The following is a 23,898-nucleotide window of genomic DNA, read 5'->3' on the forward strand; positions in this document are numbered from 1 at the left end:
TCATCTTAGGTCGTCCTAACCTTGATCGGAAGATCTCACAGCGAATTCGACGCCCCGCGACGAGCGCACCCGGCGGTGGTCATCGCGAGTCACGTGGCCGACCGCGCATGAGCGTTCGTTTAGGATCGACAGTTGCGAGCCTGCACGCGCGAAGGGATCACATCCGCCGCATGCGCACGCGCCGTCACCATACGATGAAGTTGGAAGGACCGCCACACATGACGAGGATCGATTCCTCCCCAGCAACCGCGTTCGACGGCATCACGGGCAAGGATTCGATCGGAGGCGGCATCCCGATTCCGACGCTCCGCTCGCGCACCGCCTACGCCCCCGCCGCCCTCGAACGAGACCCGGGGATGCCGGCATCGTCGTGGCGGTTGCGGAGCGACGCGTGGGAGTACCTCCGCTTCGCAGTGAAACGGCTCGCCACAGAATCCGACACCGCCGACGCACTCGCCGCCGACGGGGAGGTGCACCGCAACCTGCGCGCACTCGAAACGATCGAGCTCTACTGGGCGGGGTTCGGTCAACGCTACGTCGCGGCGATCGGGGAACTGCTCGAAGCCGGGGACTACCGCACGGCGCTCGACCGCATCGGACGCGTGGTGAACCGGCTGCGGCACGACACCGTGCCCGACGAGCCCCGCGACGAGTTCCTCGACGAGCAGGAGCGCGCAGAATTCACCATCGACTCCGACCCGAGGCCGCGGTTCGAGGTGCTCGTCGTCGATGAGACGACGACCCAGGATCGAGACGGTCTGCGCACGGAGGCACTGCGCCTGCGCGGCCCGGCCGACGACTTCGTCTACGACTACGTCGTCGTGCCCTCTGCCGACGACGCCGTCGCGGCCGTGCTCACCAACCCGAACATCCTCGCCTGCGTCGTGCGCCCCGGGTTCAGCGAGCACACCCGGCAGAAGCTGAGCCGAGATCTGCAGGAGGCGATCCGCCTCGCCCGCGCCGAGGTCGTGCCGGGCGCCGCGCCGGCGCGGAGCTCGCTCGCCTCGGTGCAGCGCGTGCTGGGTCTCGCCGATACGCTCGCCGCGATCCGCCCCGAACTCGACCTCTACCTGATCGCCGGAGCGCACATCGAGGATCTCGCCGGCGCGCTCACCCGGCGCTTCCGCCGCGTGTTTCGGCGGGAGGATCAGCTCGAACTCCATCTGACGCTGCTGCGGCGCGTCTCCCACCTCTACGACACCCCGTTCTTCTCGGCCATCCAGGACCACGCACGGCGCCCCGTCGGCGTCTTCCACGCCCTGCCCGTCGCCCGCGGCGGCTCGGTCGTCGGGTCGAAGTGGATCCGCGACCTCGCGGACTTCTACGGCCTGAACCTGCTGCTCGCCGAGACGTCGGCCACGTCGGGCGGACTCGACTCGCTGCTCGCCCCGACCGGCGCGATCAAGAAGGCGCAGGACCTCGCCGCCCGCGCGTACGGGGCGAAGCACACTTTCTTCGTGACGAACGGCACCTCGACCGCGAACAAGATCGTGCACCAGGCCCTCATGGCCCCGAACGACGTCGTGCTCGTGGACCGCAACTGCCACAAGTCGCACCACCACGCCGTGATGCTGACCGGCGCGCGCCCCGCATATCTCGAGGCCTACCCCCTGAACGATTTCGCCTTCTACGGCGCGGTGCCCATCGACCGGATCAAGCAGCTCCTGCTCGACTACCGCGCCCAGGGCCGCCTCGACGAGGTCCGCATGATCACGCTCACCAACTGCACCTTCGACGGCATCGTGTACGACCCCGAGCGCGTGATGGCCGAATGCCTCGCGATCAAACCCGATCTCGTGTTCCTGTGGGACGAGGCCTGGTTCGCCTTCGCAGCGTTCCACCCCGTGACCCGGCGGCGCACCGCGATGGCGGCAGCGAAACGCCTCGAGCAGCAGCTCGGCACCTCGGCGCACGCCGCCGCATATCGCGCCCAGCGGGAACGGCTGTTCCCCTCGGGCGGCGAGACCCCCGGCGCCCCCGCCGCCGACGACGTCTGGCTCGCGGAGCGCCTGATCCCCGCGCCCGACGCGCGCATCCGCGTGTACGCGACGCAGTCGACGCACAAGACGCTGACCGCCCTCCGGCAGGGATCGATGATCCACGTCTACGACCAGGACTGGGTGCGCGACGCCGAGGAGGCGTTCCACGAGGCGTACATGACGCACACGTCGACGTCGCCGAACTATCAGATCCTCGCATCGCTCGACATCGGGCGTCGGCAGGTGGAGCTCGAAGGGTTCGAGCTCGTGCAGCGCCAGCTCGATCTCGCGACCAGCCTGTCTCAGGCGATCGCTCGGCACCCGCTGCTCCGCCGCACCTTCCGGGTGCTCACCGCGCACGACCTCGTGCCAGCAGCCAACCGCGATGCCGGGCGCCCGATGCCGCTGCGCGACGGGCTCGCATCGATGTGGCAGGCATGGGCGACCGACGAGTTCGTCGTCGATCCGTCGCGCATCACCATCGAGATCAGCCGCACCGGCGTCGATGGCGACACCTTCAAGCACGAGCACCTCATGGACCGATACGGCATCCAGGTCAACAAGACGAGCCGCAACACGGTGCTGTTCATGACGAACATCGGCACCTCCCGCAGCGCGATCGCCTACCTCATCGAAGTGCTCGTGAAGCTCGCCGAGCGCTTCGAAGAGGCCAGGGCGCAGGAGGATCCTGACGTTCTCGTCACCGAAGAGACGCTGATGCCGCCGCTGCCCGATTTCAGCGCGTTCTCGCAGCGCTACGCCACCGACGGGGTGCTGCCCGACGGCGACATGCGCGCAGCGTTCTTCCGGGGGCAGCAGCGCGGTGCCGTCGAGCACGTCTCCCCCGCCGAGCTCGCCGAGCGGGTCGGGCGAGGCGAGCAGCCCGTCTCGGCCGGATTCGTCACGCCGTACCCGCCCGGCTTTCCCGTGCTCGTCCCAGGTCAGGTCATCTCGGCCGAGGTGCTCGATTTCATGGCCGTGCTCGACACGCGTGAGATCCACGGCTACGACGCCCGCCGCGGGTACCGCGTCCTCCGCCCGGAAGCGTGAACGACGTCGGCGGCCGAGTGCTCGGGCGCTCTAAGCTGGAGCGCATGAGCGCCGCAACGTCCGACACCCCCGCCGCCCTGGCCGCTGAAGCCGCCTCCGCCATCGCCCGGTTGACCGGCGTGGAACGGCACGACATCGCCCTGACCCTCGGCAGCGGGTGGGGCAAAGCCGCCGATGTGATCGGGGAGACCGTCGCGGTCGTGCCCGCGGAGGAGGTGCCCGGCTTCCACGTCTCCGGCGTGCCCGGCCACTCGGGCACGCTCCGGTCCGTCCGGCTCGCGAGCGGCAAGCACGCCCTGATCATCGGTGCGCGCACCCACTACTACGAGGGGCGCGGCGTCCGCACCGTCGTGCACGGAGTCCGCACCGCGGCCGCGGCGGGGGCCGAGATCATGATCCTGACCAACGGCGCCGGCGGCGTCGATCCCGCGTTCCGCGCGGGCGAGCCCGTCCTCATCAGCGACCACCTCAACCTCACCGCCGTCTCCCCCATCGAGGGCGCGAACTTCGTCGACCTCACCGACCTCTACGCGTCGCGCTTGCGAGACATCGCCCGGTCCGTCGAGCCGGGCCTGCAGCAGGGGGTGTACGTGCAGCTGCCAGGGCCGCACTACGAGACGCCGGCCGAGATCCACTACCTGCGCACGATCGGCGGTCAGATCGTCGGCATGTCGACCGCGCTCGAGGCGATCGCCGCCCGCGAGGCTGGGATGCAGGTGCTCGGGTTCTCGCTCATCACGAACCCGGCCGCCGGCATGGGGGATCCGCTGAGCCACGCCGAGGTGCTCGCCGAGGGCAGGGCCGCCGAGCCCCGTCTCGCCGATCTGCTCACACGCGTCGTCGCGGAGCTGTAGGCGCGCCGCCCGCTGCGCGCAGCTCAGCGGGCGGCCACTCACTTCAGCGGGGTCACTCTTCGTGCGTGTCGGACGCGCGACACGCACGAAGAGTGACCCCGCTCGCATGAGGCCGCGGCAGCTCGAGCGCCGCTAGGATCGGGGCAACGAGCACTCGAGGAGGAGCGCATGGAGTCGGTCGACGTCGTCGTCATCGGAGCGGGGTTCGCGGGGCTGATCGCGGCAAGAGAGCTGAGCGCCGCCGGGCTCAGCGTGGTGGTGCTCGAGGCACGTGATCGCGTGGGCGGGCGCACCTGGACGGATCACCGCTTCGGGCACGATCTCGAGCTCGGCGGCACCTGGGTGCACTGGGTGCAGCCGCACACGTGGGCCGAGATGACCCGCTACGGGCGCGACATCGAGCGCAGCCCCAGCGCCGAGGAGGCGTTCTGGCTCGGCGCCGACGGCGTCTCCCGAACGGGCTCCATCGCCGAGTTCATGGCACTCATCGACGATGGGCAGCAGGGCATCATCGACGATGCGCGAGAGGCGATCCCGCGCGGCGTCGATCCGACGACGGGCCGCATCGCGCAGCTCGACAGCCTCACGGTGCAGGATCGCATCGACTCCCTCGACCTCACGCCGGAGGCACGGGCGGCGAACGAATCGGTGTGGGTCGGGCACGTCAACGCCCCGCTCGATCAGGTGGGCCTGTCGAGCGCTCTGCGCTGGGTCGCAGCCACGGGCGGGCACTGGCAGCTCATGCATGAGGCGTCGGCGACCTACCGCGTCGTCGGCGGCATGAGCGCATTCACGGCCGCCATCGCGGCGGACGTCCGCGGCGAGATCCGGTTCGGCGCCACAGTTGCCGCGGTGGAGAGCGATGCCGACGGGGCGAGCGTCGAGCTGGTGGACGGCTCGCGGATCCGCGCTCGTCGCCTCGTCTCCACGCTTCCGGCGAATGCCATCTCGACGATCGATTTCCGCCCACCGCTGCCCGATGCGTGGCAGCGGCTCTCGGCAGAGCGCGTCGCTTCGCAGGGCACGAAGGCGTGGATCAGGGCACGTGGCCACGTCACGCGGTTCTTCGCGTACGCGAGTCAGCACGACCCGCTCTCGGTACTCAAAGCCGAGTACTACGGCGCAGACGCAGACGGCGACTACACGCTGCTCGTGGGATTCGGCCCGGATCACACGCGCCTCGACCTCGACGACGTCGCCGCCGTGCAGGCCGCCGTCGACGTCTTGCGGCCAGGCATCGAGGTGACCGGCGCGACCGGGCACGACTGGATGGCCGATCCGCTCTCGCAGAACACGTGGATGACGCATCGCCCGAAGCAGCTCACCCGGGATCTCATCGAGTTGCAGCGACCGCACGGCGCCGTGCACTTCGCGACGACCGACAACGCGAATCTGTGGGGCGGCTTCGTCGACGGCGCGATCGAGAGCGGCTTGCGTGAGTCGAGGCGCATCCAGGCGGATCTCGCCTAGCCCCGACGCCCGCAGCACCCCGAAAACCGCAGCGGGGTCATTCTTCGTGCGTGTCATGGAGGCGACACGCACGAAGAGTGACCCGGCTCGCACGGTGTGCGGAGGAGGCTACCCCTCGTGCACGATCCGGCCGTCGACGACGGTCAGCACGATCGGCACCTCGGGCAGCGCGTCGGCATCGGTCGCGACCGGATCGGCGCCCCACACCGTGAGATCGCCGACGGCGCCGATGGCGATGACGCCGCGGTCGGCATGACCTCTCGCCTGCGCCGGCCAGAGCGTGTACGCGAGGAGCGCTTCCTCGCCGGACAGCCGCTGCGACGGCTCGAACACGTTCGCCGAGGCGTCGCCCGGGGTGTGCCGGCCGCGCGCCCACGCCATGCCGACGCGCGGGTCGTACTGCGCCACGGGCCAGTCGGAACCCAGCACGAGTCTCGCCCCCGCGTCGAGCACATCGCGCACGCGGTACCCGGTGTGGCTCCGATCCTCGCCCAACCGCTTCGCCCACGTGTCGCTGTGGTCGGAGGATCGCCACTGCATGTGCAGCGGCTGCATCGAGGCGGTCACCCCGCTGCCGCGCAGTTGCTCGACGTCCCCGTCGGAGAGCACTTCGAGATGCTCGATGGAGTGGAACGGCAGGCCGTCACGCGCCGGCAGCGCGGCGTACACGTCGAGCACACGGCTGACGGCGAAGTCGCCGACGGCGTGCGTCGCGATGAGCATGCCGGCGTCGTGATAGGCGCGCACGACGTCGCCGTAGCGCTCCCACGACGGCCAGAACGCGGCGCGCCCGTCGCCGCACGAGTCGGGCTCGTGCAGCCACGCGGTCCCCGTATCGATGACGCCGTCGCTGAAGAGCTTGATGGCACCGGTCTGCCAGAGGCGGCCGGCGCGATCCTTCTCCGAGATGACGCGCGCCACGTCGGCGTCGGTGTCGCCGACGGCGTGCCAGTGGTGCACCGTCAGGCGGTGATCCAGCTCGCCCCGCTCCTCGAGCTCTTCGAGCAGGTCGACCGTGGCATCCTTGCCGTCCATGATCGCGCCGCCGGTGAGCCCCACGGCCGCGAGCCGACGGAACATGTCGCGCAGGCCGTCTCGCGCATCGTCGTGCGACGGCTGCGGCGCGGCATCGAACACGAGATTGTAGGCCGTCGGCTCGCGCAGCTCCCCGGTCGGAACCCCGGCTTCGTCGACGACGATCTCACTCGCGTCCTCGAAGTCCCGGGAACCCGTGATGCCCGCCGCGGCGAGCGCGGGGGCGGTCGCGAGCCCGGTGTGCAAGTCGTAGCAGATGAGCGCGACCGGTCGTCCGGGCGCGGCGTCGGCGAGCAGATCGCCGCGCAGCCCGGTGTGCTCGAAGGCCTCGTACTCGAGGTTCCAGCCCCGCAGCCAGGCGTCCTCCGGGAGACGCGCGTGCTCAGCGGCGAGCGCAGCGCGCAGCTCGTCGATCGTCTCGAGTCCGCCGAGATCGAGCCCGGCGGTCACCGATGCCGCCCAGTGCGGATGGGTGTGCGAGTCGAACAGGCCGGGCGTCACGGTGGCACCGCCGAGATCGCGGGTCGGTATCGCGAACTGCGCGGCGGCATCGGCGATCTCGGCGTCGGTGCCGACGAGTTCGATGCGGCCGGCGCGGATGAGGATCGCGGTCGCGTCGCTGGCCTCTCCGGTGTTGCTGCGCAGGGTCGCGCCGATCAGCGCGAGGTCGCCTCCTGAATGCTCCATAGTGCTCCGTGCTCCGTTCTCGGTTGCGGTCGATGGGTGGTGTGGCTGGCGATGCGCCGGCAGAGCGGTCAGTGCCTGCCGATCGGGCTGTAGTGCCGGCGCGGCGCAGTCGCCGTGCCGAACCGTGCGGGATCCCAGTGCCGGTCGAATTCCGCGTCCGTCGGTTCGCCGGCTACGAGTGCCGCGAGGTACTCCCCCATGAACGCAGCGTACTTGAACCCCTCGCCGGAATCGCCGCAGGCGAGCACGACGGACGGGTGGATGCGGCCGATGATGAAGTCTCCGTCTCCCGAGTCAGTCCAGGTGCACACCTGGGTTCCGAGCACCTGGGGCACGATGGACGTGAGATCGCGTGCGACCCGTGCTCGGATCGTCTCGGTGCGGGCGGGGTCTGGGCGCCGATCGAGATCTTCGCCCAGCGTCCCTCCCGCAAGCGGGCGCAAGGGCCGGTCGAGCCCGATCTTGTAGCCGGAGGCGCCGTTCGGCATCGCGTAGACGCCTGCCGAGTCGGGCCCGTGCTCCGCGGGGGTCTCCGGCGGGCAGTCGACGAGACCCGGAAGGTCGGGAGCGGGCGGCGCGCCAACTGGGTCGCCCACATAGACGACCTGCTCGATGTAGGGCGTGAGCGGCAGCGCGATGCCGAGCCCGGGCAGCAGTTCGGCTGTTCCCGGCCCGGCTGCGACGAGCACTTGATCAGCGGAGCGGCGTTCTCCGCGCTCGAACCGCACCGTGGCCGAGGCGTCTCCGGGCTCGATCGCCGTGACGCGGGTGTGCGGCAGGTAGGCGCCCCCGGCCTCGATGAACGCTTCGAGGCCGCGCTGGAGCAGACGATGGATGTGCACGACGCCCGCCTGCTCGACGTAGAGCGCGTCTCGTCCATCGGATCGCAGACCGGCGAACGCCTCTCCGACGCGGTCGGCCGAGATGCGTTCCACGGGTTCGCCGATCGCGGTGAGCGACTCGGCCACGGCCGGCAGTGAGGCGTCATCTCGCCACAGCAGACCGGTGCGGCGGTACACGGGTTCCTTCAACCGTTCGCTCAGGCGGTCCATGGCGTCGAGCGTGCCCCGCAGCGACCGAGCGCGCCACGGCTGCGTGTCTGCGAGGCGCCACAGCCGCGTGCTGCCGCCGTTCGACGCCGACGGGCCGCCCGGCTCGAAGCGCTCGACGAGGGTGACGTCCCACCCGCGATCCTGCAGGTCGAGCGCCGCGGGGAGCCCCCAGGCCCCCGCCCCGACCACGATCGCGGATCTGCGACCCGTGCGCGTCGCCATCCGGTCAGTCCGCGATCGTCGTGAAGTGCTTGCGCAACGGCTCGTGCACGCGCCACACCCCGACCCAGCCAGACGGCATCACCATGACGTCGCCCGGCCCGAATTCCTCCGGCTCGTGGCCTGCGACGTCGATGGTCACGCGACCCGAGAGGATGGTGCAGATCTCGGTGTACCCGAGTCGCTCGGCGGTGAAATCACCGACGGTGCACTCCCACAGTCCGGTCGAGATGCGCCCGTCGTCCCAGACCTCCGTCGAGGCCTCGGTCTGGCCGGGCGTGAGCGCGGTCGGTTTCGGTCCGTGCGGGCCGAGCACGAGCGCGTCGGTGCCGTGCGCTGAGTACGTGCGGACAGTGCTGGTGGTGCTCATGGATGATGCTCCAAACGTGTGCTGCGTCAGTGCCGGCCGGTGACGACGTCGGCGATGTGGGCGATGGGCGAGGTCTGCTTGCGGCCTGCGAGTTCCGAGCGGTCGGCGAGTCCGTACGCCGCGTACAGCCCCTTGGTCGCGAGCCAGCGCAACGGCTCCGGCTCCCACTTGCGCACGCGGTGATTGACCCACGGAAGCCCCGTGATCTCGCTGTCGTTGCCGAGAATCAGGTCGGCGATCGTGCGCCCCGCGAGGTTCGTCGAGGTGACTCCGGTGCCGACGTAGCCGCCGCCCCAGGCGATCCCCGTCGAGCGGTCGAGCCCGACCGTGGCCGCCCAGTCGCGCGGCACCCCCAGAACCCCCGACCACACGTGGTCGATCGCCGCCCCGCGCGTCAGCGGGAAGAAGCGGTGCAGGATCTCGCTGAGCGTCTCCACCGTCACCTCGGGCGTGCGGCCATCCGTGTCGGTCTTCGACCCGTACTGATACGGCACCCCGCGCCCGCCGATCGCGATGCGGTCGTCTGCGGTGCGCTGGGCGTACATGTAGACGTGCGCGAAATCGCCGAGCACCTCGCCCTGGTTCCAGCGCAACTCGTCCCAGACCTCGGCGCTGAGCGGTTCGGTCGCGATCAGCGACGAATTCATGGGCAGCCAGAGCCGGTGCAGGCCCTTGAGGTTCGCAGTGAAGCCCTCGGTCGCGCGCACCACGTATTCCGCGGAGACCGTGCCGTGCGTCGTGTGCACCCGGTGCGGAGCGATCTCGACGACGCGGGTGCGCTCGTAGATCTCCACACCGAGGCGCTCTGCGGCGGCCGCGAGACCGGCGACGAGCTTGGCGGGCTGGATACGGGCCGCGTGGGGATGCCAGACGGCTCCCAGCGTGTGGGCGACGTTGATCTTGGCCTGCGCCTCCGACCGTTCCAGGAGCTCGAGATCAGTGTGCTTCCAGCGCTGCTCGGACGCGGCGAACGCCCGCATCCGAGCCTCCTGCGCCGGGGTGTAGGCGACCCCGAACTCGCCGCCCCGCTTGATGTCGGCGTCGATCCCCTCGGCCTCCGTCACACGGATCACCTCGTCGACCGTCTCGTTCATCGCGCGCTGGAAGCGCTCGACGGCGTCACGGCCGTGGGTCTTCTCGTACTGCTCCCGGCCCCCGGTGATGGAGTTCGTGAGCCAACCGCCGTTGCGACCGGATGCGCCGTAGCCGGCGTGCCGCTGCTCGACGACCACGACACGGAGCTCCGGACGCTGCTGCTTCAGGTAGTACGCGGTCCACAGGCCGGTGTACCCGGCCCCGACGATCGCGACGTCGGCGGTCAGGTTGCCGGGGAGTTCCGCTCGCGGCGTCGGTGCGCCGATCTGCTGCCACCAGTGGGAAACGTTGCCGTTGATCATGAATATCGGTCTTTCTGCCTCGTCGGGCGATGGGGTGCGTGATGTGGCGGCCGCGGCCGCGGGCGTGTCAGACGGCGAAGACCGAGGCCGCTCCCGGGTTCCAGCTCAGCCAGGCCGACTCGTTCTCTCCGTGCAGCCAGTCGAGCCCTCGCGTGCCGCGGACGACACCGGTCGAGCCGTCGGGCAGCACGACCTCGTACTTCCAGCCGGACCCCAGGTAGATCGCCTGGCGCACGGTGACGGGCACCGTCGGGTGACCCGCGCTCGCGCCGTCGGGCGTCGCGTGGAGCTCGCCGTGCTCGGGGCGCACCACGGTGATGTTCCGCCCATCGTCGCTCACGACCTTCGTGGATTCGCCGATGAACCCGGCGACGAAGAGCGACGCCGGGCGCTCGTACAGATCCTCGGACGTGCCGACCTGCTCGATCCGCCCCTCGTTGAACACGGCGATGCGATCGGAGAGGGTGAGCGCCTCCTCCTGGTCGTGGGTGACGAAGACGAAGGTGCGCCCGACCTCGCGGTGCACGCGGCGCAGTTCGAGCTGGAGGCGCTCCCGCAACTGCTTGTCGAGCGCGCCGAGCGGCTCGTCGAGCAGGAGCACTTTCGGTTCGAAGACGAGCGCTCGCGCGAGTGCGACGCGCTGCTGCTGACCTCCCGAGAGCTCCTTGGGATGGCGATCCTCATACCCCTCGAGACCGGCGGTGACGAGCGCCGCTCGAGCGCGCTCGGCCGCATCGGCCCGAGCAACCTTGCGCTGCTTGAGCGGGAAGAGCACGTTGTCGAGCACGGAGAGGTGCGGGAAGAGCGCGTAGTGCTGGAACACGATGCCGAGTCCCCGCTTGTGCACCGGCACATCGTCCATGCGGCGACCGTCGATCTCGACGTAGCCCTCGGTGAGATCGGTGAACCCGGCGATGAGGTTGAGGGTCGTCGTCTTCCCGGATCCCGACGGGCCGAGGAAGGTCATGAACTCGCCGGCCTCGACTCTGAGCGAGACGTCGTCGAGGGCGATGGACTTCGGATAGTGCTTCGAGACCCCTGCGAGCAGGATCTCGGCACCGCGCTGGTTACGCTCGTCGGGCACGATTTTTCCTTCCGGTCAGCACCAGCGCGCCGATGACGAGCACGGTGGTGAACACGAGAATGACGGTCGCGGCTGCGGCGAGCGTCGGGTCGGTATCGCGAGTGACACTCGCGTACATGAGCACAGGGAGGGTGTTGAGGTACGGACTCTTGATGAACAGCGAGAGCACGACCTCGTCGAACGACGTCACGAACGCGAAGAGCGCCCCCGAGACAATGCCGGGGATGATGTTCGGCAGCGTCACCGTGAGGAAGGTCTTCAGCCGGCTCGCGCCGAGGCTGAGCGCAGCCAGTTCGAGTCGATCGTCGAAGCCGGCAAAACCAGCGGTGATCGCGATGACGGTGAACGGCAGCGCGAGCACCGTGTGGGCGAGCACGAACCCGACGACCGTGCCGACGAGCCCGAGCTTCAAGAAGACGGCGTAGATGCCGATGGCGACGACGATGCCGGGCACGACCATGGGCGCGAGCAGACCGATGCGAAGCGTCGTCGACAGCCGCTTGTTCGTCAGCGCCCGCAGCCCGAGAGCCGCGAGGAGGCCGAGCACGGTTGCGAGCAGCGCGACCAGCAGACCGACGAGCAGCGAGTTCGAGAGCGCGGAAGTCCAGGCGCGGTTCGAGAAGAACGACTCGTACCACTGCAGCGACCACGTCTCCGGGGGGAAGGCGAAGGACGCCTTGCCCGTGAAGCTCAGTGGAATCACGACCAGGGTGGGCGCGATGAGCCAGAATGCGACGAGCACGCTGAACGCCCAGAGCACCACGCGGGTGACAGGGTGGATCTTGATCATCAGAACACCTCCACGGCAAGGCCTTTACGGCGTGCTGAGCGCACGATGAGTCCCACGATCGCGAGGAGGAGGAACGTCGCGACCAGCAGGATCACGCCGAGCGCACCGCCTCTGCCCCATTCGAGCAGGCTGCTCACCTGCGCGTAGATGGCTTGCGCGAGCATGCTGTCGGACGGCGAGCCGAGCAGGGCCGGGGTGACGTAGAACCCGAGCGACTGGATGAACACCATGAGCGAACCCGCGGCGATACCCGGGATCGAGAGCGGCAGGAAGACCCGGAGGAAGGCGATCGACGGGCGGGCGCCCAGTGAGCGCGCTGCGGTGACGAGCCTGCCGTCGATCCCGCTCATGACCGCGTAGAGCGGCAGCACCATGAATGGCATCAGCACCTGGCTCAAGCCGATCAGCACGCCCGTGTTGCTCCGGAGCAGCTGGAAGGGCCCGAGACCCAGGAACTCGAAGAACGAGTTCACGACGCCCGAATCCTGCAGCAGCACGATCCACGCGAACGTGCGGATCATCAGCGACGTCCAGAACGGAATCAGCGAGATGACGACGAGTACGACGCGGGCGCGCGGCCCGACCACCGTCATCAGGAAGGCGTACGGATACGCGAGCAGCAGGCAGATGACGGTCGCGAGGAACGCGTTGCCGAACGTGCGGCCGAGGATCTCGAGGTTCTGGGGGTTCTGCAACGCCCAGGTGTAGTTGCCGAAGCCGAGCTCGGGCTCAGTGACGCTGCGCCACATGCTCTCGAACACCGGATACGCGAAGACTCCGACGAGCAGGGCGTAGGCGGGGAGCAGGAGCAGGAGCGCCCGGGCGGGTGCGCGCCGCGAGGTGTTCGCGGCGCGCACCACGGGGAGATTCGTGGTGGTCACGGGGTATCAGCTCATCCCTGCAGCCACGCCATCCAGCGCTCGAGCTCCGCGTCGTAGTTCTCCGCCCACCAGGCCGCGTCGGTCGGGACCATCTGGTCGGCGATCGCGGGGTCGGTGACGAGGAACTCCTGTCCGAGTTCGTCGAGCGCGGGCTGCGCCTCATCGTGGACGGGCGAGTAGGAGGTGAGCTCGGTGAGCTTCTCCTGCTGCTCCTTGCCCAGGTAGTAGTTGAGGAAGGCCATCGCAGCGTCGGGGTTCGCCGCGCCCTTCGGCACGCCGAGCGCCTCGACGATCTGCAGCGACTCGTTCCAGATCGGCTTGTAGTTCGCGCCGTTCTCGACGGCCGCGTAGCCGCGACCCGACCAGACGAGCGCCATGTCGGCTTCACCGGACTCGATCATCTGCTGCGACTCGGCTCCGGTCTTCCAGTAGATGAGATCGTCGCGGATCGTGTCGATCCGGTCGTACGCCCGGTCCATGTCGAGCGGGTACAGCTCGTCGGCCGCGACGCCGTCGGCGAGCAGTGCGCCCTCGTAGACTCCGGGTCCGACATCCTCGAAGCCCGCGATGGCGCGCTTGCCGGGGAACGCCTCGGTGTCGAAGAAGTCCTTCCACCCGGTCGGTGCCGTCGGGTATGCGTCGGCGTTGTAGAGGATGACGTAGCCGTACTGCATCGCCGGAACGTAGCAGTCGCCGACCAGGCCCTCCGGCACGTGGGAGGTGTCGACGATCGACGTGTCGATGTCCATCAGCAGGCCGTCTTCACCGCACTGCTTCTGCGCCCAGATGATGTCGGTGTCGACGACGTCCCACGTCACAGCGTTGTTGTCGACCTGCGCCTTCACCTTCGCGTACTCGGTGGGCCCGTCCTCGAGCACATTCGCGCCCGACTCCTCGGCGAACGGCGTGCCGATGGCCTCCATCTGGCCCTCCTGGAACACGCCGCCCCAGGAGACGAAGGTGAGGTTCAGTCCGTCGAGCGCGCCCTCCTTCACGACACCGGCTTCCGCCGGGCCGCTGCCCAGGTCGATCTCCGCGGCGGGTCCTGCTGCCGAGCAGCCGGCGAGCAGCGCTCCGGCCCCCAGGAGTGCCAGGCCCGACGTCAGTGTGCGGGCGGTTCGTCTCTTCATGATGCGTCCTCTCCATTGATGGTCAAACATGATGCGATGGCGGGTTCGATCAACCGACGTGGACGTCTTCGACCGGGGTCGGCGGGCTGTTGATCCACATCACGCTCGCGGGTGCGTCCGATTCGTTCGCCACTCGGTGCGGCACCGAGCTCAGGAACTCGATCGAGTCGTCGGTGCGCAGCGTGTAACGGTCGTCGCCGAGCTGGAGCATGATCTCGCCCATCGTCACGACGAGCATCTCCTGCGATTGCCCGTGCGTGTAGAGATCGGATCCGGTCGAGCCTCCGGGCTCGAAGTGCCCGGCGTACACCTCGAGATTGCGCAGCGGCGGCAGGGACAGCACGTACTTGTCGGCCCCCTCGAGTGGCAGCGTCGGCCGATCGGCAGCGCGGAGCACGCCCCTCGTGTGCACGAGCTTGTCGTCGAGCAGCTGCGCGGGCGAGACGCCGAGCGCGACGGCGATCTTGCGCAGCGATGCGACGCTCGCATTCGTGCGGGCGTTCTCGAGCTGGCTCAAGAAACTCGAGCTCACGCCCGCGGCTGCGGCGAGCGCGCGCAGGCTCATGCCGCGCACCTCGCGAAGCGCGGCCACCCGGCGTCCGAGTTCCAGCGCATCATCTGCCGACATGGGTTCCTCCTCGAACCGCTGTACCGCACGAGTGCGGATACTGAACAAAGTGTTCAGTAACTTCGGTTACACAGTACAGAGAGGAGTCGCATCATTCAAGTGCGCGGAGCACTCACCTCCCTCGCCGCACGGTTCCGCTCGGAAATCTCAGCGAAACGCTCGTCGAGACCGAGGAGCTGATCAGGCACATACGCGAGCGGGTCAGCAGTGGCCGCGCGGCCCAGCAACCCCTCGATCGTGGCCAGCAGACAGTACGGCGCGTACGACGGGTTGTACCCGCCCTCTTGCACGAGGATCGCACGGCCATCGGTGTATTGCTCGGCGAGCGCTCGCACGCGAGCGCCGATGCCGTAGAAGCCGGGCATCGACACGTTGTGCCGCCCATTCGGATCGTATGCGCTCGCATCCTGACCGCTGGCGCACACGATCATCTCGGGGCCGAGCCACTGCGCAATCGGAGCGATCACCTCGTCGAAGGCGCGGAGGTACGCGGTGTTTCCAGCGCCGAGGGGGAGCGGGACGTTCTGGTTGAACCCGAGCCCCGCTCCCGCACCCCGCTCCTCGAGCCGTCCAGTCTGCGGGTGACTCGCACCCCATGCTCCGTGATCCATGTGCATGCTCACGGTGAGCACGTCGTCCCGTTCGAAGAAGATGTCCTGCGTTCCGTTGCCATGATGCACGTCCCAGTCGAGCACTAGCACGCGCGCCGCCCCGGCTCTGCGGGCCGCGTCAGCGGCGAGCGCGGCGCCGTTGAAGAAGCAGTAGCCGTCTGCTTGCGCGCGCTGCGCATGGTGCCCCGGCGGACGAGTGAGCGCGTAGGCCATGGGGGCTGCACCACTCAGCACCGTCTCCGCCGCCGCGAGGGCGGTTCCGGCCGCCGCACGCAGCGGATCGTAGGAGCCCGCTCCAAGTCGGGTCGTCGCAGTGACCCATCCGCCACCGCTCTCGGCGAACCGGCGCACCTCGCGAATGTAGTCGGCATCGTGCACGCGCGCGAGTTCGTCCTCCTCGGCGAGGCGGCCAGGAGCGAAACGGACCGCGTCTGCGGCGGGTCCGCGCTCGAGGACATCGTGCATGCGTTCGATGCGCAACCGCCCCTCGGTGTGGGGCTCGTGCGCGGCGAACCACGGATTCTCGGCCGTCTCGTGCACCGCGGTACCCGTGTCGTGATCGAGTACGCGTGCGTCGAAGTGCAGCGCGAGCGGTTCTGCAGTTTTCATTGGTCTCAGCTCCTCAGCGGCGGCAACAGTGTTCGGCATCCGGGCGCTACTCCTGCGCCGGCGTCATGTTGTAGACGAAGAACGCGGGCTCATCACCGGTGTTCTTCAGGTGATAGGTCCACCCGGGGGCCAAGTAGACGGTGTCGTCGGGACCGAGATCGAACACTCCTTCGTCCCAGGTCAGCTGCAGCCTCCCGCGAACGATGTAATAGGTCTCGTCGACGGGGCCGTACCAGTGGTCACCGGCATCTGGATCATGGTGCTCTCGACTCGACCATCGGTTCGTCTCCTCCCCCGGGTCCATCCAGCACACCCCCTGGGTGAGTTCGCTCTGATGCCCGGCCCGGGTGATGATCCGCGCGATCCTGACGCGAGTCGGGGCGATCTCTGCATCGACCGGGGTCACATCGGCGAGTCGGACGTGGACGGGGCGAGGGTTTCGGTCCATGGATTGCTCTTCTCTGCGTGGTGGGAGGGGTCGGAAAAGACGGCGGCGTGCTCCGGCGACCACGACAAGGTCACATCGCCGCCGATACCGGGCGCGCCGGACTCCACCCCCGTCCTGACGATGAGCGGGCCGGCTGCGGTGGCGATTTCCATTCGACGTTGCGCCCCGAGGAACGTCAGGTCGGTCACGGATCCGGCGAGCGCGCACGCGGCCGCGGAGGGGGTGCCGTTGATCGCGATGCGTTCGGGTCGGATGATCGCGATCGCACTCCCGTCGGCCGTCGCCGGCGCGGGAGCGCGAATACCGTCGGGGCCGAAGAACACGCCGTCAGAGACATCACCGCGGATCGCGTTCGATTCTCCGATGAATTGCGAGACGAACAAGGTCTCCGGCTGCGCATACAGCTCTTCGGGCGTGCCCACCTGCTCGATCCGACCCTGATTGAAGACCGCGATCCGGTCGGAGAGCGTGAGCGCCTCCTCCTGGTCATGAGTGACGAACACCACGGTGATCCCGAGTTCGCGGTGGAGCCGGCGCAGCTCGATCTGCAGGCGCTCCCGCAGTGCCCGGTCGAGCGCTCCGAACGGCTCGTCCATGAGCAGCAGGCGCGGCTCGAAGACCAGCGCCCGTGCGAGCGCGACGCGCTGCTGCTGCCCCCCGCTCAACTCTCCGGGTTTGGCATTCGCGCGGGCACCCAGTTCCACGAGTTCGAGAGCCGCGAGTGCACGCTTCACGCGTTGCGGCTTCGCCACGCCCCTCTGCCGCAGCGGGAACTCCACGTTCTCGCGCACGTTCAGGTGCGGGAAGAGGGAGTAGTTCTGAAACACCATGCCGAGCCCACGGCGATGCGGGGGAACCGCGGTGATCTCATCGCCGTCGCACACGACGCTGCCGTCACTCGGCGCGGTGAACCCGGCGATCATCGAGAGCGTCGTCGTCTTCCCGGAACCACTGGGACCGAGCAGGGTGATGAACTCGCCCGAGGCGACATCGAGGTCGACGCGGTCGACCGCGGCGGTACCGGCGTATCGTTTCGAGAGCCCGCTCAGCCGCAATGCGGCGCCGGGGGTGCGGGGTGCGGTCATGCGGCGACTCCAAGTCGTTTCGCGGTGCGCCGCTCTTGGGCGATCTGCACCAGCCGGGGAATGAGAATGATCAGCGTGGAGAGCACGAGCAGCAGCGTCGATGCCGCAGCGATGCTCGGATCCGTCTCCACCGTCACCGAGCTGTACATCTGCACCGGGAGCGTGCGCACCGACGGCGACTGCAGGAAGTACGCGACGACCACTTCGTCGAGGCTGGTGACGAACGCGAAGATGAAGCCCGTCACGATTCCGGGAAGCAGGATCGGGAGCTGCACCTGCACGAATCGAGCCAGCGGCCCGGCCCCCAGCACGGCGGCAGCGCGAACGAGCGTCTCGTCGAGGCCGCGCAGAGCGGTGCCGACGGGGATCAGCACGAACGGGATCGCGAGCGCGATGTGGGCGAGCACGATGCCCAGGGGCGAGCCACTCAGTCCCCAGCGCAGGTAGAGCCCGAAGATCGCGATCGCCGCGACGATACCGGGGACGAGAATCGGCAGCATCATCGCCACCTGCGCCGTCGCAGCGAGCCGCGCTCGCAGCCCGCGCAACCCGATCGATGCGAGGGTGCCCAGCACCGTGGCGATGATGCCGACGACGAACGCAAGGAGGAGGCTCGTCCCCAGCGAGTCCAGCCAGCGCTGGTCGGAGAAGAACCGCTCGTACCACTGCAACGACCATCCCTCGATCGGGAACGCGAAGCTGCGCTTGCCGGTGAACGAGAGCGGCACGACGACAAGCGTCGGCGCCACGAGCAACAGTGCCGCCACGCCAGCCCACAATCGGAGCGGGAGCCGGATCCGAGTCGCTTCATTCATCGCGCATCACCCCCGGTGGCCATCTGGGCGACGGAACGGCGCAGCGGTGCGACCGCGAGGATCACGATGCAGAACAGCCCGATCGTCGCGAGCAGCAGGATTCCCGACAGGGCGCCAGCCCCGGCGAAGTCCACGATCTTCTCGACACGCTGCCCGATGACCTGCGCGATCATGGCTTCCTTCGGGCTTCCGATGAGCTGTGGAGTGATGTAGAAGCCGAGCGCGAGGATGAAGACGAGCGAGCTCGCGGCGAAGAGCCCGGGAAGCGATTGCGGGAGATACACCTGCCAGAACGCGCGATACCGGTTCGCTCCGAGACTCTGCGCGGCCTGCAGTTGCCGCCGGTCGATGGCCGCGAGCGCGGTGTAGAGCGTGAGAATCATGTACGGCAGCAGGATCTGCACGATGGCGAGGAGCACTCCGGGAAGCGTCCCCCGCAGTGTGACGTTCTCCGCTCCGAAGAAGGCGAGCACCGCCGACACCGGCCCGTCGCGCTGCAGCAGCGAGATCCAGGCGAACGTGCGCGCCATGAGCGAGGTCCAGAACGGCACGAGCACGAGCACCATGAGCAGTGTTCGCGCGGTGGGCCCGACGAGCGTGAGGAGGTAGGCGAATGGGTACCCGAGTGCGATGCACGCTCCGACGGCGAGTACCGCCGCGAGGAAGGTGCGGCCGAGAACACGAAGCGTTGTCGGGTCGGCGAGCGCCGCAGCATACTGCCCGAATCCGGGCTCCGGTTCGGTGAACGAGCGGATGAGTACCAGGCCGATCGGGAGCAGGAAGAAAATGACTATCACGGCGAGAGCGGGCACGACGGCGACACCGCTGAGGAGGCGCGAGGGGCGCATGAGACCTCCGAAGGTCGAGAAGGAGATGCTGAAGCCGGCGAAGGTCGCGAGCCGGCGCCGCAGGTGATCAGCTGGTGGACCAGGCCGTCCATTCGGCTTCTGCATCGGCCGAGTTCTCAGCCCACCACTGCACGTCGGTGATGACGGATTGCTCCTGCACCTCTGCGGCAGCCACATTCCACTTCTGCTGAAGCTCTGAGAGTTCGGGTTCGGCCTGCAGATCTGCTGGGGCGTAGGGCTGCAGTTCCGCGAACCTGGCCTGCGGCTCGGCCTGCGCAGCATACTCGATGAAACTCTGGGCGTTCTCTCGGTTCTCGCTGCCCTTGACGATGCTCAAGCTCGCCCATGCGAGGAGGTTGTCTTCCCAGACCGGCGCGATCTTCGCGTCGTTGTTCTCCGCCTCGTACCCGCGACCCGACCACGCGAGCCACAGGTCCGCCGAACCGTCCTCCATCGACTGCTGAGACTCGGAACTCGTGTTCCAGAACGTCAGCGAATCGCGGATCGTGTCGAGCTTGGCGTACGCCCGCTCCGTGTCGAGCGGGTACAGGTCCTCCGGAGCGACGCCGTCGGCGAGCAGCGCGAACTCGAGGGCCCCGGCCCCCGCCCAACCGGGCACCATGCGCGTCCCGGGGAACCGTTCGAGATCGAAGAAGTCGGCAGGAGTGCTCGGCGCCGCTGCACCGCTGAACGTATCGGTGTTCACGATCATCATCGTCGAGTACTGCGCGATCGGGATCGAGCAATCCGACCACGTACCTTCGGGGAAGTTCGATGTGTCGATATCGGCGAAATCGATCTCCTCGACGAGCGTGCCGCAGTTGGCGACCGGGAAGTAGGGCTCGCTGTCGATGACGTCCCAGATCGCGTTGCCCGACTCGACCATCTGCTGAACCTTCGGATACGACGTCGGTCCATCGTTCTGCACGGACACTCCGGCTTCCTCCGCCCAGGGCGTGAGGAATGCCTCGTTCTGCGCATCCTGGTACGCGCTTCCGTAGCTCGCGAACACGAGTGAGCCGCTCTCGCCTTCTGAGGAGGCCCCTGATGAACAGGCTGCAAGGGAAAGCGCGGCAGCGGCAGCGACGGCGAGAGGCAGCAATCTGCGGGTGGAATGACTCATCTTCGTGACTCCTTCGTCAACGGGTGAACGCTATCATAATAACGCATTATTGGATTTTCGCAAGGCACCCCGGAATCTGCCGAATAGGGTGAACTACGGCGGTCGCCCGAGTGGTCGATCGGCATCGAATTGAGAGGACTATGCGTGGACAGCACTGCAGCACTCCCCGCGCCACCGAGCACCATCGACCTGGCGACCCGCCGTCGAGCGGAGATCTTGACCGGTGCGGTCCGAGTGATCTCCCGCGACGGCGTCGCCGCCGCCAAGCTCAAAGACATCGCGCGGGAGTCCGGCGTGAGCCTCGGGCTCATCCAGCACTACTTCGACACCCGCGAGAACCTCGTGGATGCCACCTTCACGGTGATGATGCGCGTCATCTCCCACGAGAGCGCACTGCGGGCGGAGGCCATCGACGACCCGCTGCAGATGATCTACGCGATGAATCGGCTGCACGTCTTCGGGACCGTCGACTTCCCCGAGCGCTGGGGCTTCTGGAGCGAACTCTGGGCCGCATCCGGGAGGTCAGGGCATCTTCGGGAAGTCGCGACGCAGGTCTACCGCATCTGGGCAGAACCCCTGCGCACGGCCCTCAAGCAGCTCGCCGACGACGGACGACTTCCCGTCGGCTCCACGCCGCAGCATTTGAACACCGGGCTCCTCGCCCTGATGGACGGGCTCTCGATCCGCACACTCGCCGAGCCAGAGCTCGTCTCCGCGGAGATGATGCTGCAGATTCTGGACGAATGGATCACGGCTCAGCTCAACGTCACGCCGGCAGAGGCGGAGCACCTCGTCACCGACCTCGTGGAGCGCGATGTCCTCGCCAGACCTCGGCCGCTCACCCCGGAGGTTGTCGCCGGCGCGCTTCTCAGCATGACGAGCACCGATGAACAGGAGTAATAATATGTTATTATGACGGTGCGACGGCGCGCCGATGGGCCACGTCGACCCATCCGCCCAGAGACCCTCAGAGGTGAGCATGCTCGATCCATCCATCACGCAGTTCCTCGCAGAGCAGCAGGAACGCATCACCGGCACCGATCCCCACATCGCATTCCCGCCCGAGGAATACGCAGCGCGACTCGCGAGGCTGCAGCTCGCGATGGCGGAAGACGGAGTCGATACCCTCATCCTCTCCTCACCTGAGGCCCAGAACTGGCTGCACGGGCTCGCGCTCCGCTGGTACAAGGCGAACGGACCGCGAGACTGGCGTCCGCTCACGTGCACCGTCGTGCGCGTCGACGCGGGGTTCATCCTGTTCGAAGGAGTCGAGCACGCCGAGATGATCCGTCGCACCTCAGCGGCGACGGACGTCCGCCTCCTGCCCAGGTATGAGCGAGGCGGAATGCTGCGCTACATCGTGTCGGAGATCGCGAGCGAGGGCTGGGCCGCCGATTCGCGAGTCGGTCTCGAGCTCTTCTCGGCGATCCCGAACCCCGCCGTCTCCAAGATGATGGAGGGCGCTCTGCTCGACGCCGGCGCCCGCGTGGTCGACGGCACGCTCACCGCGCGTCGTGTGCGCATGATCAAGTCTCCCGCTGAGATCGTCGCGATCCGCAAGGCCGCTGAGATCTGCGATGCCGGTCTGCTGCACCTTGCGAATGTGCTGCGGCCCGGCATGACGGAGCTCGAGGCCCACGGGGAGTTGATCCGCGGCCTCTCGAGCGCCGGCGGCGAGCCGGCCGGCCTGCACCAGGTCGCATTCGTCGGCCTCGCCGCGCTCGGCGTCTACCACGAGATCTCAGGGCATCGCATCATCACCGAAGATGATTTCCTCGACGTCGACCCTTGCGGTGTGTACAAGCGCTACCATTCCAACCGATCGCAGCTCTACGCGTTCGCAGAACCACCGGCAGGCGCCGTGCGGCTCCTGGAAGTGCTCACCGGAGGATTCGACATCCTGACGTCCCGCGCCAGACCAGGAGTGCGGATCGGTGACGTCAATGCTGAACTCTACGATTACTATCGCGACGCCGGTGTCTTCGACCTCAATTCGAGTGTTTGGATCGGCGGCTACGAGATGGGAATCGCCTTCCCTCCCGACTGGGTCGGAGAGTGGAAGTTCACTGTGGTCGGAGGCGAAGACGACGATCGTGTCTTCGAGTCGGGGATGGTCGCGAACTTCGAGAGCATGTGCGGCATCGGGCTGCTCGATACGTTCATCATTGAGGACGACCGCACGAGCCTCCTCTCGAAGCTCCCGCACGAGATCATGGTGGTCGGGCGCTAACACAGGATCCGCGCCGAAGTGAAATCGGCGCGGATCCTGCGTATTATTACGGGGTCTGCCACAAGCGGGCACGCCCGACGTCGCGCACTGAGCCCGATCCGGGTTCGAGTTGCTCGCACACACGCAATCCTTTTCGAAAGCCGCACTGTGTCAGCCACCACTTCCCTCCCATCGACTCAGCCTCGCAACTCGCGTTCACGCGTGATTCTCGCGAGCCTCGTCGGCACGACCATCGAGTTCTACGACTTCTACGTCTACGCGACTGCAGCCGTGCTCGTCTTCCCGCACCTCTTCTTCCCCTCTGAGAACGAGACGACCGCGCTGCTCGCGTCGTTCGCGACCTTCGGCGCTGCCATGCTCGCGCGACCTGTCGGCGCGATCTTCTTCGGCCATCTCGGCGATCGCCTCGGCCGCAAGACCACGCTCGTCGCCTCGCTCCTCACGATGGGCATCGCGACCTTCGCGATCGGCCTGTTGCCGACGCATTCGCAGATCGGCGTGTGGGCGGCCGTGCTGCTGCTCGTCATGCGACTCGCGCAGGGCTTCGCACTCGGCGGAGAGTGGTCCGGCGCCGCGCTCGTCGCAACCGAGAACGCTCCGGCTGGCAAGCGCGCCTGGTACGGCACGTTCCCGCAGCTCGGCGCCCCCATCGGCTTCATCATCGCGAACATGCTCTTCTACGTGATCAACCACCTGCTGGCCGATCCGGCGAACCCGGGTCAGCCTTCGGCGGCCTTCCTCGAATGGGGATGGCGCATCCCGTTCCTCTTCTCAGCGCTGATGGTGATCGTCGGCCTCTGGGTGCGTCTCAAGCTCGTCGAGTCGCACGCCTTCGAGCAGGCCAAGCAGTCAGGCGGAGTGAAGCGCATGCCGATCGCGGAAGCGTTCCGGTTCCACTGGAAGGGTCTGATCCTCGGCACCTTCGCGATGCTCGCGACGTACGTGCTGTTCTACCTCATGACCTCGTACACGCTCACGTACGGAACGCGTCCGACCGACGCGGAGGTGCCCGGGGCCGGCTACACGTACAACGCCTTCATCCTGATGCTGGTGTTCGGCGTCGTGTTCTTCGGCATCTTCACGCTCGTCTCCGGCCCGCTCGCCGATCGCTTCGGCCGCCGCAAGACCCTGCTCGTCGTGACCGGCGCGATCGTCCTGTTCGGTCTGCTCTTCGTGCCGATGCTCGGCGGCGGCAGCACACCGATGGTGATGTTCTTCCTCGCGCTCGGCTTCACGCTCATGGGCCTGACGTTCGGACCGATGGGCGCGTTCCTCCCCGAGATGTTCCCGACGAACGTGCGCTACACCGGCTCGGCCGTGGCGTACAACGTCTCGTCCATTCTCGGCGCCGCGCTCGCTCCGATCGTCGCCGTGTGGCTCTGGGGCCTCGCCGACGGCAGTCCGCTGCTCGTCGGCCTGTACCTCTCAGGTGCCGGCCTCGTGACGTTCGTGTCCCTGCTGCTCACGAAGGAGACGAAGGACGTCGACATCGACGCCTGACGC

At 68.0% G+C, this 23,898-nt stretch carries 21 protein-coding genes; 6 read left to right on the top strand and 15 right to left on the bottom strand.

What is annotated here, in order from left to right; translation table 11 throughout:
* Positions 1–218: 218 nt before the first annotated feature.
* The 3 genes from JE033_RS06275 to JE033_RS06285 all read left to right on the top strand — a co-directional run bounded on the left by JE033_RS06275 (position 219) and on the right by JE033_RS06285 (position 5,353).
* Complete coding sequence (locus tag JE033_RS06275; protein ID WP_200330163.1) at positions 219–3,029, top strand: aminotransferase class I/II-fold pyridoxal phosphate-dependent enzyme; 2,811 nt, start codon at positions 219–221, stop codon at positions 3,027–3,029.
* 44 nt (positions 3,030–3,073) lie between these two features.
* Positions 3,074–3,883: a purine-nucleoside phosphorylase gene (locus JE033_RS06280; RefSeq protein ID WP_090146589.1), complete on the top strand. Its 810-nt coding sequence runs from the start codon at positions 3,074–3,076 to the stop codon at positions 3,881–3,883.
* A gap of 168 nt (positions 3,884–4,051) precedes the next feature.
* Positions 4,052–5,353, top strand: a complete 1,302-nt coding sequence (locus JE033_RS06285) for an NAD(P)/FAD-dependent oxidoreductase (protein WP_200330165.1) — start codon at positions 4,052–4,054, stop codon at positions 5,351–5,353.
* Between the two features lie 108 nt (positions 5,354–5,461).
* Here the strand turns inward: JE033_RS06285 and JE033_RS06290 are convergent, their stop codons facing one another.
* The 15 genes from JE033_RS06290 to JE033_RS06360 all read right to left on the bottom strand — a co-directional run bounded on the left by JE033_RS06290 (position 5,462) and on the right by JE033_RS06360 (position 20,165).
* Positions 5,462–7,075 carry an amidohydrolase gene (locus JE033_RS06290; RefSeq protein ID WP_200330167.1) on the bottom strand — a complete coding sequence of 538 codons (1,614 nt, stop codon included), beginning with the start codon at positions 7,073–7,075 and terminating at the stop codon, positions 5,462–5,464.
* 68 nt (positions 7,076–7,143) lie between these two features.
* Positions 7,144–8,349, bottom strand: coding sequence for an FAD-binding oxidoreductase (locus tag JE033_RS06295; RefSeq protein ID WP_200330169.1), 1,206 nt, complete (start codon positions 8,347–8,349; stop codon positions 7,144–7,146).
* Positions 8,350–8,353: 4 nt separating this feature from the next.
* Complete coding sequence (locus tag JE033_RS06300) at positions 8,354–8,716, bottom strand: cupin domain-containing protein (RefSeq protein ID WP_090146581.1); 363 nt, start codon at positions 8,714–8,716, stop codon at positions 8,354–8,356.
* Positions 8,717–8,742: 26 nt separating this feature from the next.
* Positions 8,743–10,113 (bottom strand): FAD-binding oxidoreductase, encoded by a 1,371-nt coding sequence (locus JE033_RS06305; RefSeq protein WP_200330171.1) that lies wholly within the window; start codon positions 10,111–10,113, stop codon positions 8,743–8,745.
* 67 nt (positions 10,114–10,180) lie between these two features.
* The gene (locus tag JE033_RS06310) at positions 10,181–11,197 is read right to left on the bottom strand and encodes an ABC transporter ATP-binding protein (RefSeq protein WP_090146577.1); all 1,017 of its coding nucleotides are present in this window, start codon (positions 11,195–11,197) and stop codon (positions 10,181–10,183) included.
* Positions 11,181–11,987: an ABC transporter permease gene (locus JE033_RS06315; protein ID WP_200330173.1), complete on the bottom strand. Its 807-nt coding sequence runs from the start codon at positions 11,985–11,987 to the stop codon at positions 11,181–11,183. Before JE033_RS06315 ends, JE033_RS06310 begins: the two co-directional genes overlap by 17 nt.
* On the bottom strand, positions 11,987–12,868 hold the full coding sequence (locus JE033_RS06320; protein ID WP_090146573.1) for an ABC transporter permease: 882 nt from the start codon (positions 12,866–12,868) through the stop codon (positions 11,987–11,989). The genes JE033_RS06315 and JE033_RS06320 overlap by 1 nt, the downstream gene beginning before the upstream one ends.
* Before the next feature lie 11 nt (positions 12,869–12,879).
* The gene (locus JE033_RS06325; protein WP_090146571.1) at positions 12,880–13,998 is read right to left on the bottom strand and encodes an ABC transporter substrate-binding protein; all 1,119 of its coding nucleotides are present in this window, start codon (positions 13,996–13,998) and stop codon (positions 12,880–12,882) included.
* Between the two features lie 49 nt (positions 13,999–14,047).
* Complete coding sequence (locus tag JE033_RS06330) at positions 14,048–14,626, bottom strand: cupin domain-containing protein (RefSeq protein WP_090146569.1); 579 nt, start codon at positions 14,624–14,626, stop codon at positions 14,048–14,050.
* 95 nt (positions 14,627–14,721) lie between these two features.
* Positions 14,722–15,846, bottom strand: coding sequence for a hypothetical protein (locus tag JE033_RS06335; protein WP_200330175.1), 1,125 nt, complete (start codon positions 15,844–15,846; stop codon positions 14,722–14,724).
* Positions 15,847–15,892: 46 nt separating this feature from the next.
* Entirely contained in the window at positions 15,893–16,294 is a 402-nt protein-coding gene (locus JE033_RS06340; protein WP_200330177.1) for a cupin domain-containing protein, read from the bottom strand.
* The gene (locus tag JE033_RS06345; RefSeq protein ID WP_200330179.1) at positions 16,249–17,379 is read right to left on the bottom strand and encodes an ABC transporter ATP-binding protein; all 1,131 of its coding nucleotides are present in this window, start codon (positions 17,377–17,379) and stop codon (positions 16,249–16,251) included. The genes JE033_RS06340 and JE033_RS06345 overlap by 46 nt, the downstream gene beginning before the upstream one ends.
* Positions 17,376–18,194 carry an ABC transporter permease gene (locus JE033_RS06350; protein WP_200330181.1) on the bottom strand — a complete coding sequence of 273 codons (819 nt, stop codon included), beginning with the start codon at positions 18,192–18,194 and terminating at the stop codon, positions 17,376–17,378. Before JE033_RS06350 ends, JE033_RS06345 begins: the two co-directional genes overlap by 4 nt.
* Positions 18,191–19,147, bottom strand: a complete 957-nt coding sequence (locus JE033_RS06355) for an ABC transporter permease (protein WP_234037106.1) — start codon at positions 19,145–19,147, stop codon at positions 18,191–18,193. Before JE033_RS06355 ends, JE033_RS06350 begins: the two co-directional genes overlap by 4 nt.
* Positions 19,110–20,165 (bottom strand): ABC transporter substrate-binding protein, encoded by a 1,056-nt coding sequence (locus JE033_RS06360; RefSeq protein WP_200330183.1) that lies wholly within the window; start codon positions 20,163–20,165, stop codon positions 19,110–19,112. The genes JE033_RS06355 and JE033_RS06360 overlap by 38 nt, the downstream gene beginning before the upstream one ends.
* Positions 20,166–20,309: 144 nt before the next feature.
* On the opposite strand from JE033_RS06360, the gene JE033_RS06365 reads away from it, so the two are divergent.
* The 3 genes from JE033_RS06365 (at position 20,310) to JE033_RS06375 (ending at position 23,895) form a co-directional block, all read left to right on the top strand.
* The gene (locus JE033_RS06365) at positions 20,310–21,065 is read left to right on the top strand and encodes a TetR/AcrR family transcriptional regulator (RefSeq protein ID WP_200330185.1); all 756 of its coding nucleotides are present in this window, start codon (positions 20,310–20,312) and stop codon (positions 21,063–21,065) included.
* A gap of 79 nt (positions 21,066–21,144) precedes the next feature.
* Positions 21,145–22,395 carry a Xaa-Pro peptidase family protein gene (locus JE033_RS06370; protein WP_200330187.1) on the top strand — a complete coding sequence of 417 codons (1,251 nt, stop codon included), beginning with the start codon at positions 21,145–21,147 and terminating at the stop codon, positions 22,393–22,395.
* A 201-nt stretch (positions 22,396–22,596) separates the two neighbouring features.
* On the top strand, positions 22,597–23,895 hold the full coding sequence (locus JE033_RS06375; protein WP_200330191.1) for an MFS transporter: 1,299 nt from the start codon (positions 22,597–22,599) through the stop codon (positions 23,893–23,895).
* Positions 23,896–23,898 lie beyond the last annotated feature (3 nt).

Origin of the sequence: Leucobacter sp. L43 (genome assembly GCF_016597785.1) — a bacterium.
Taxonomy (GTDB): Bacteria; Actinomycetota; Actinomycetes; order Actinomycetales; family Microbacteriaceae; genus Leucobacter; species Leucobacter alluvii.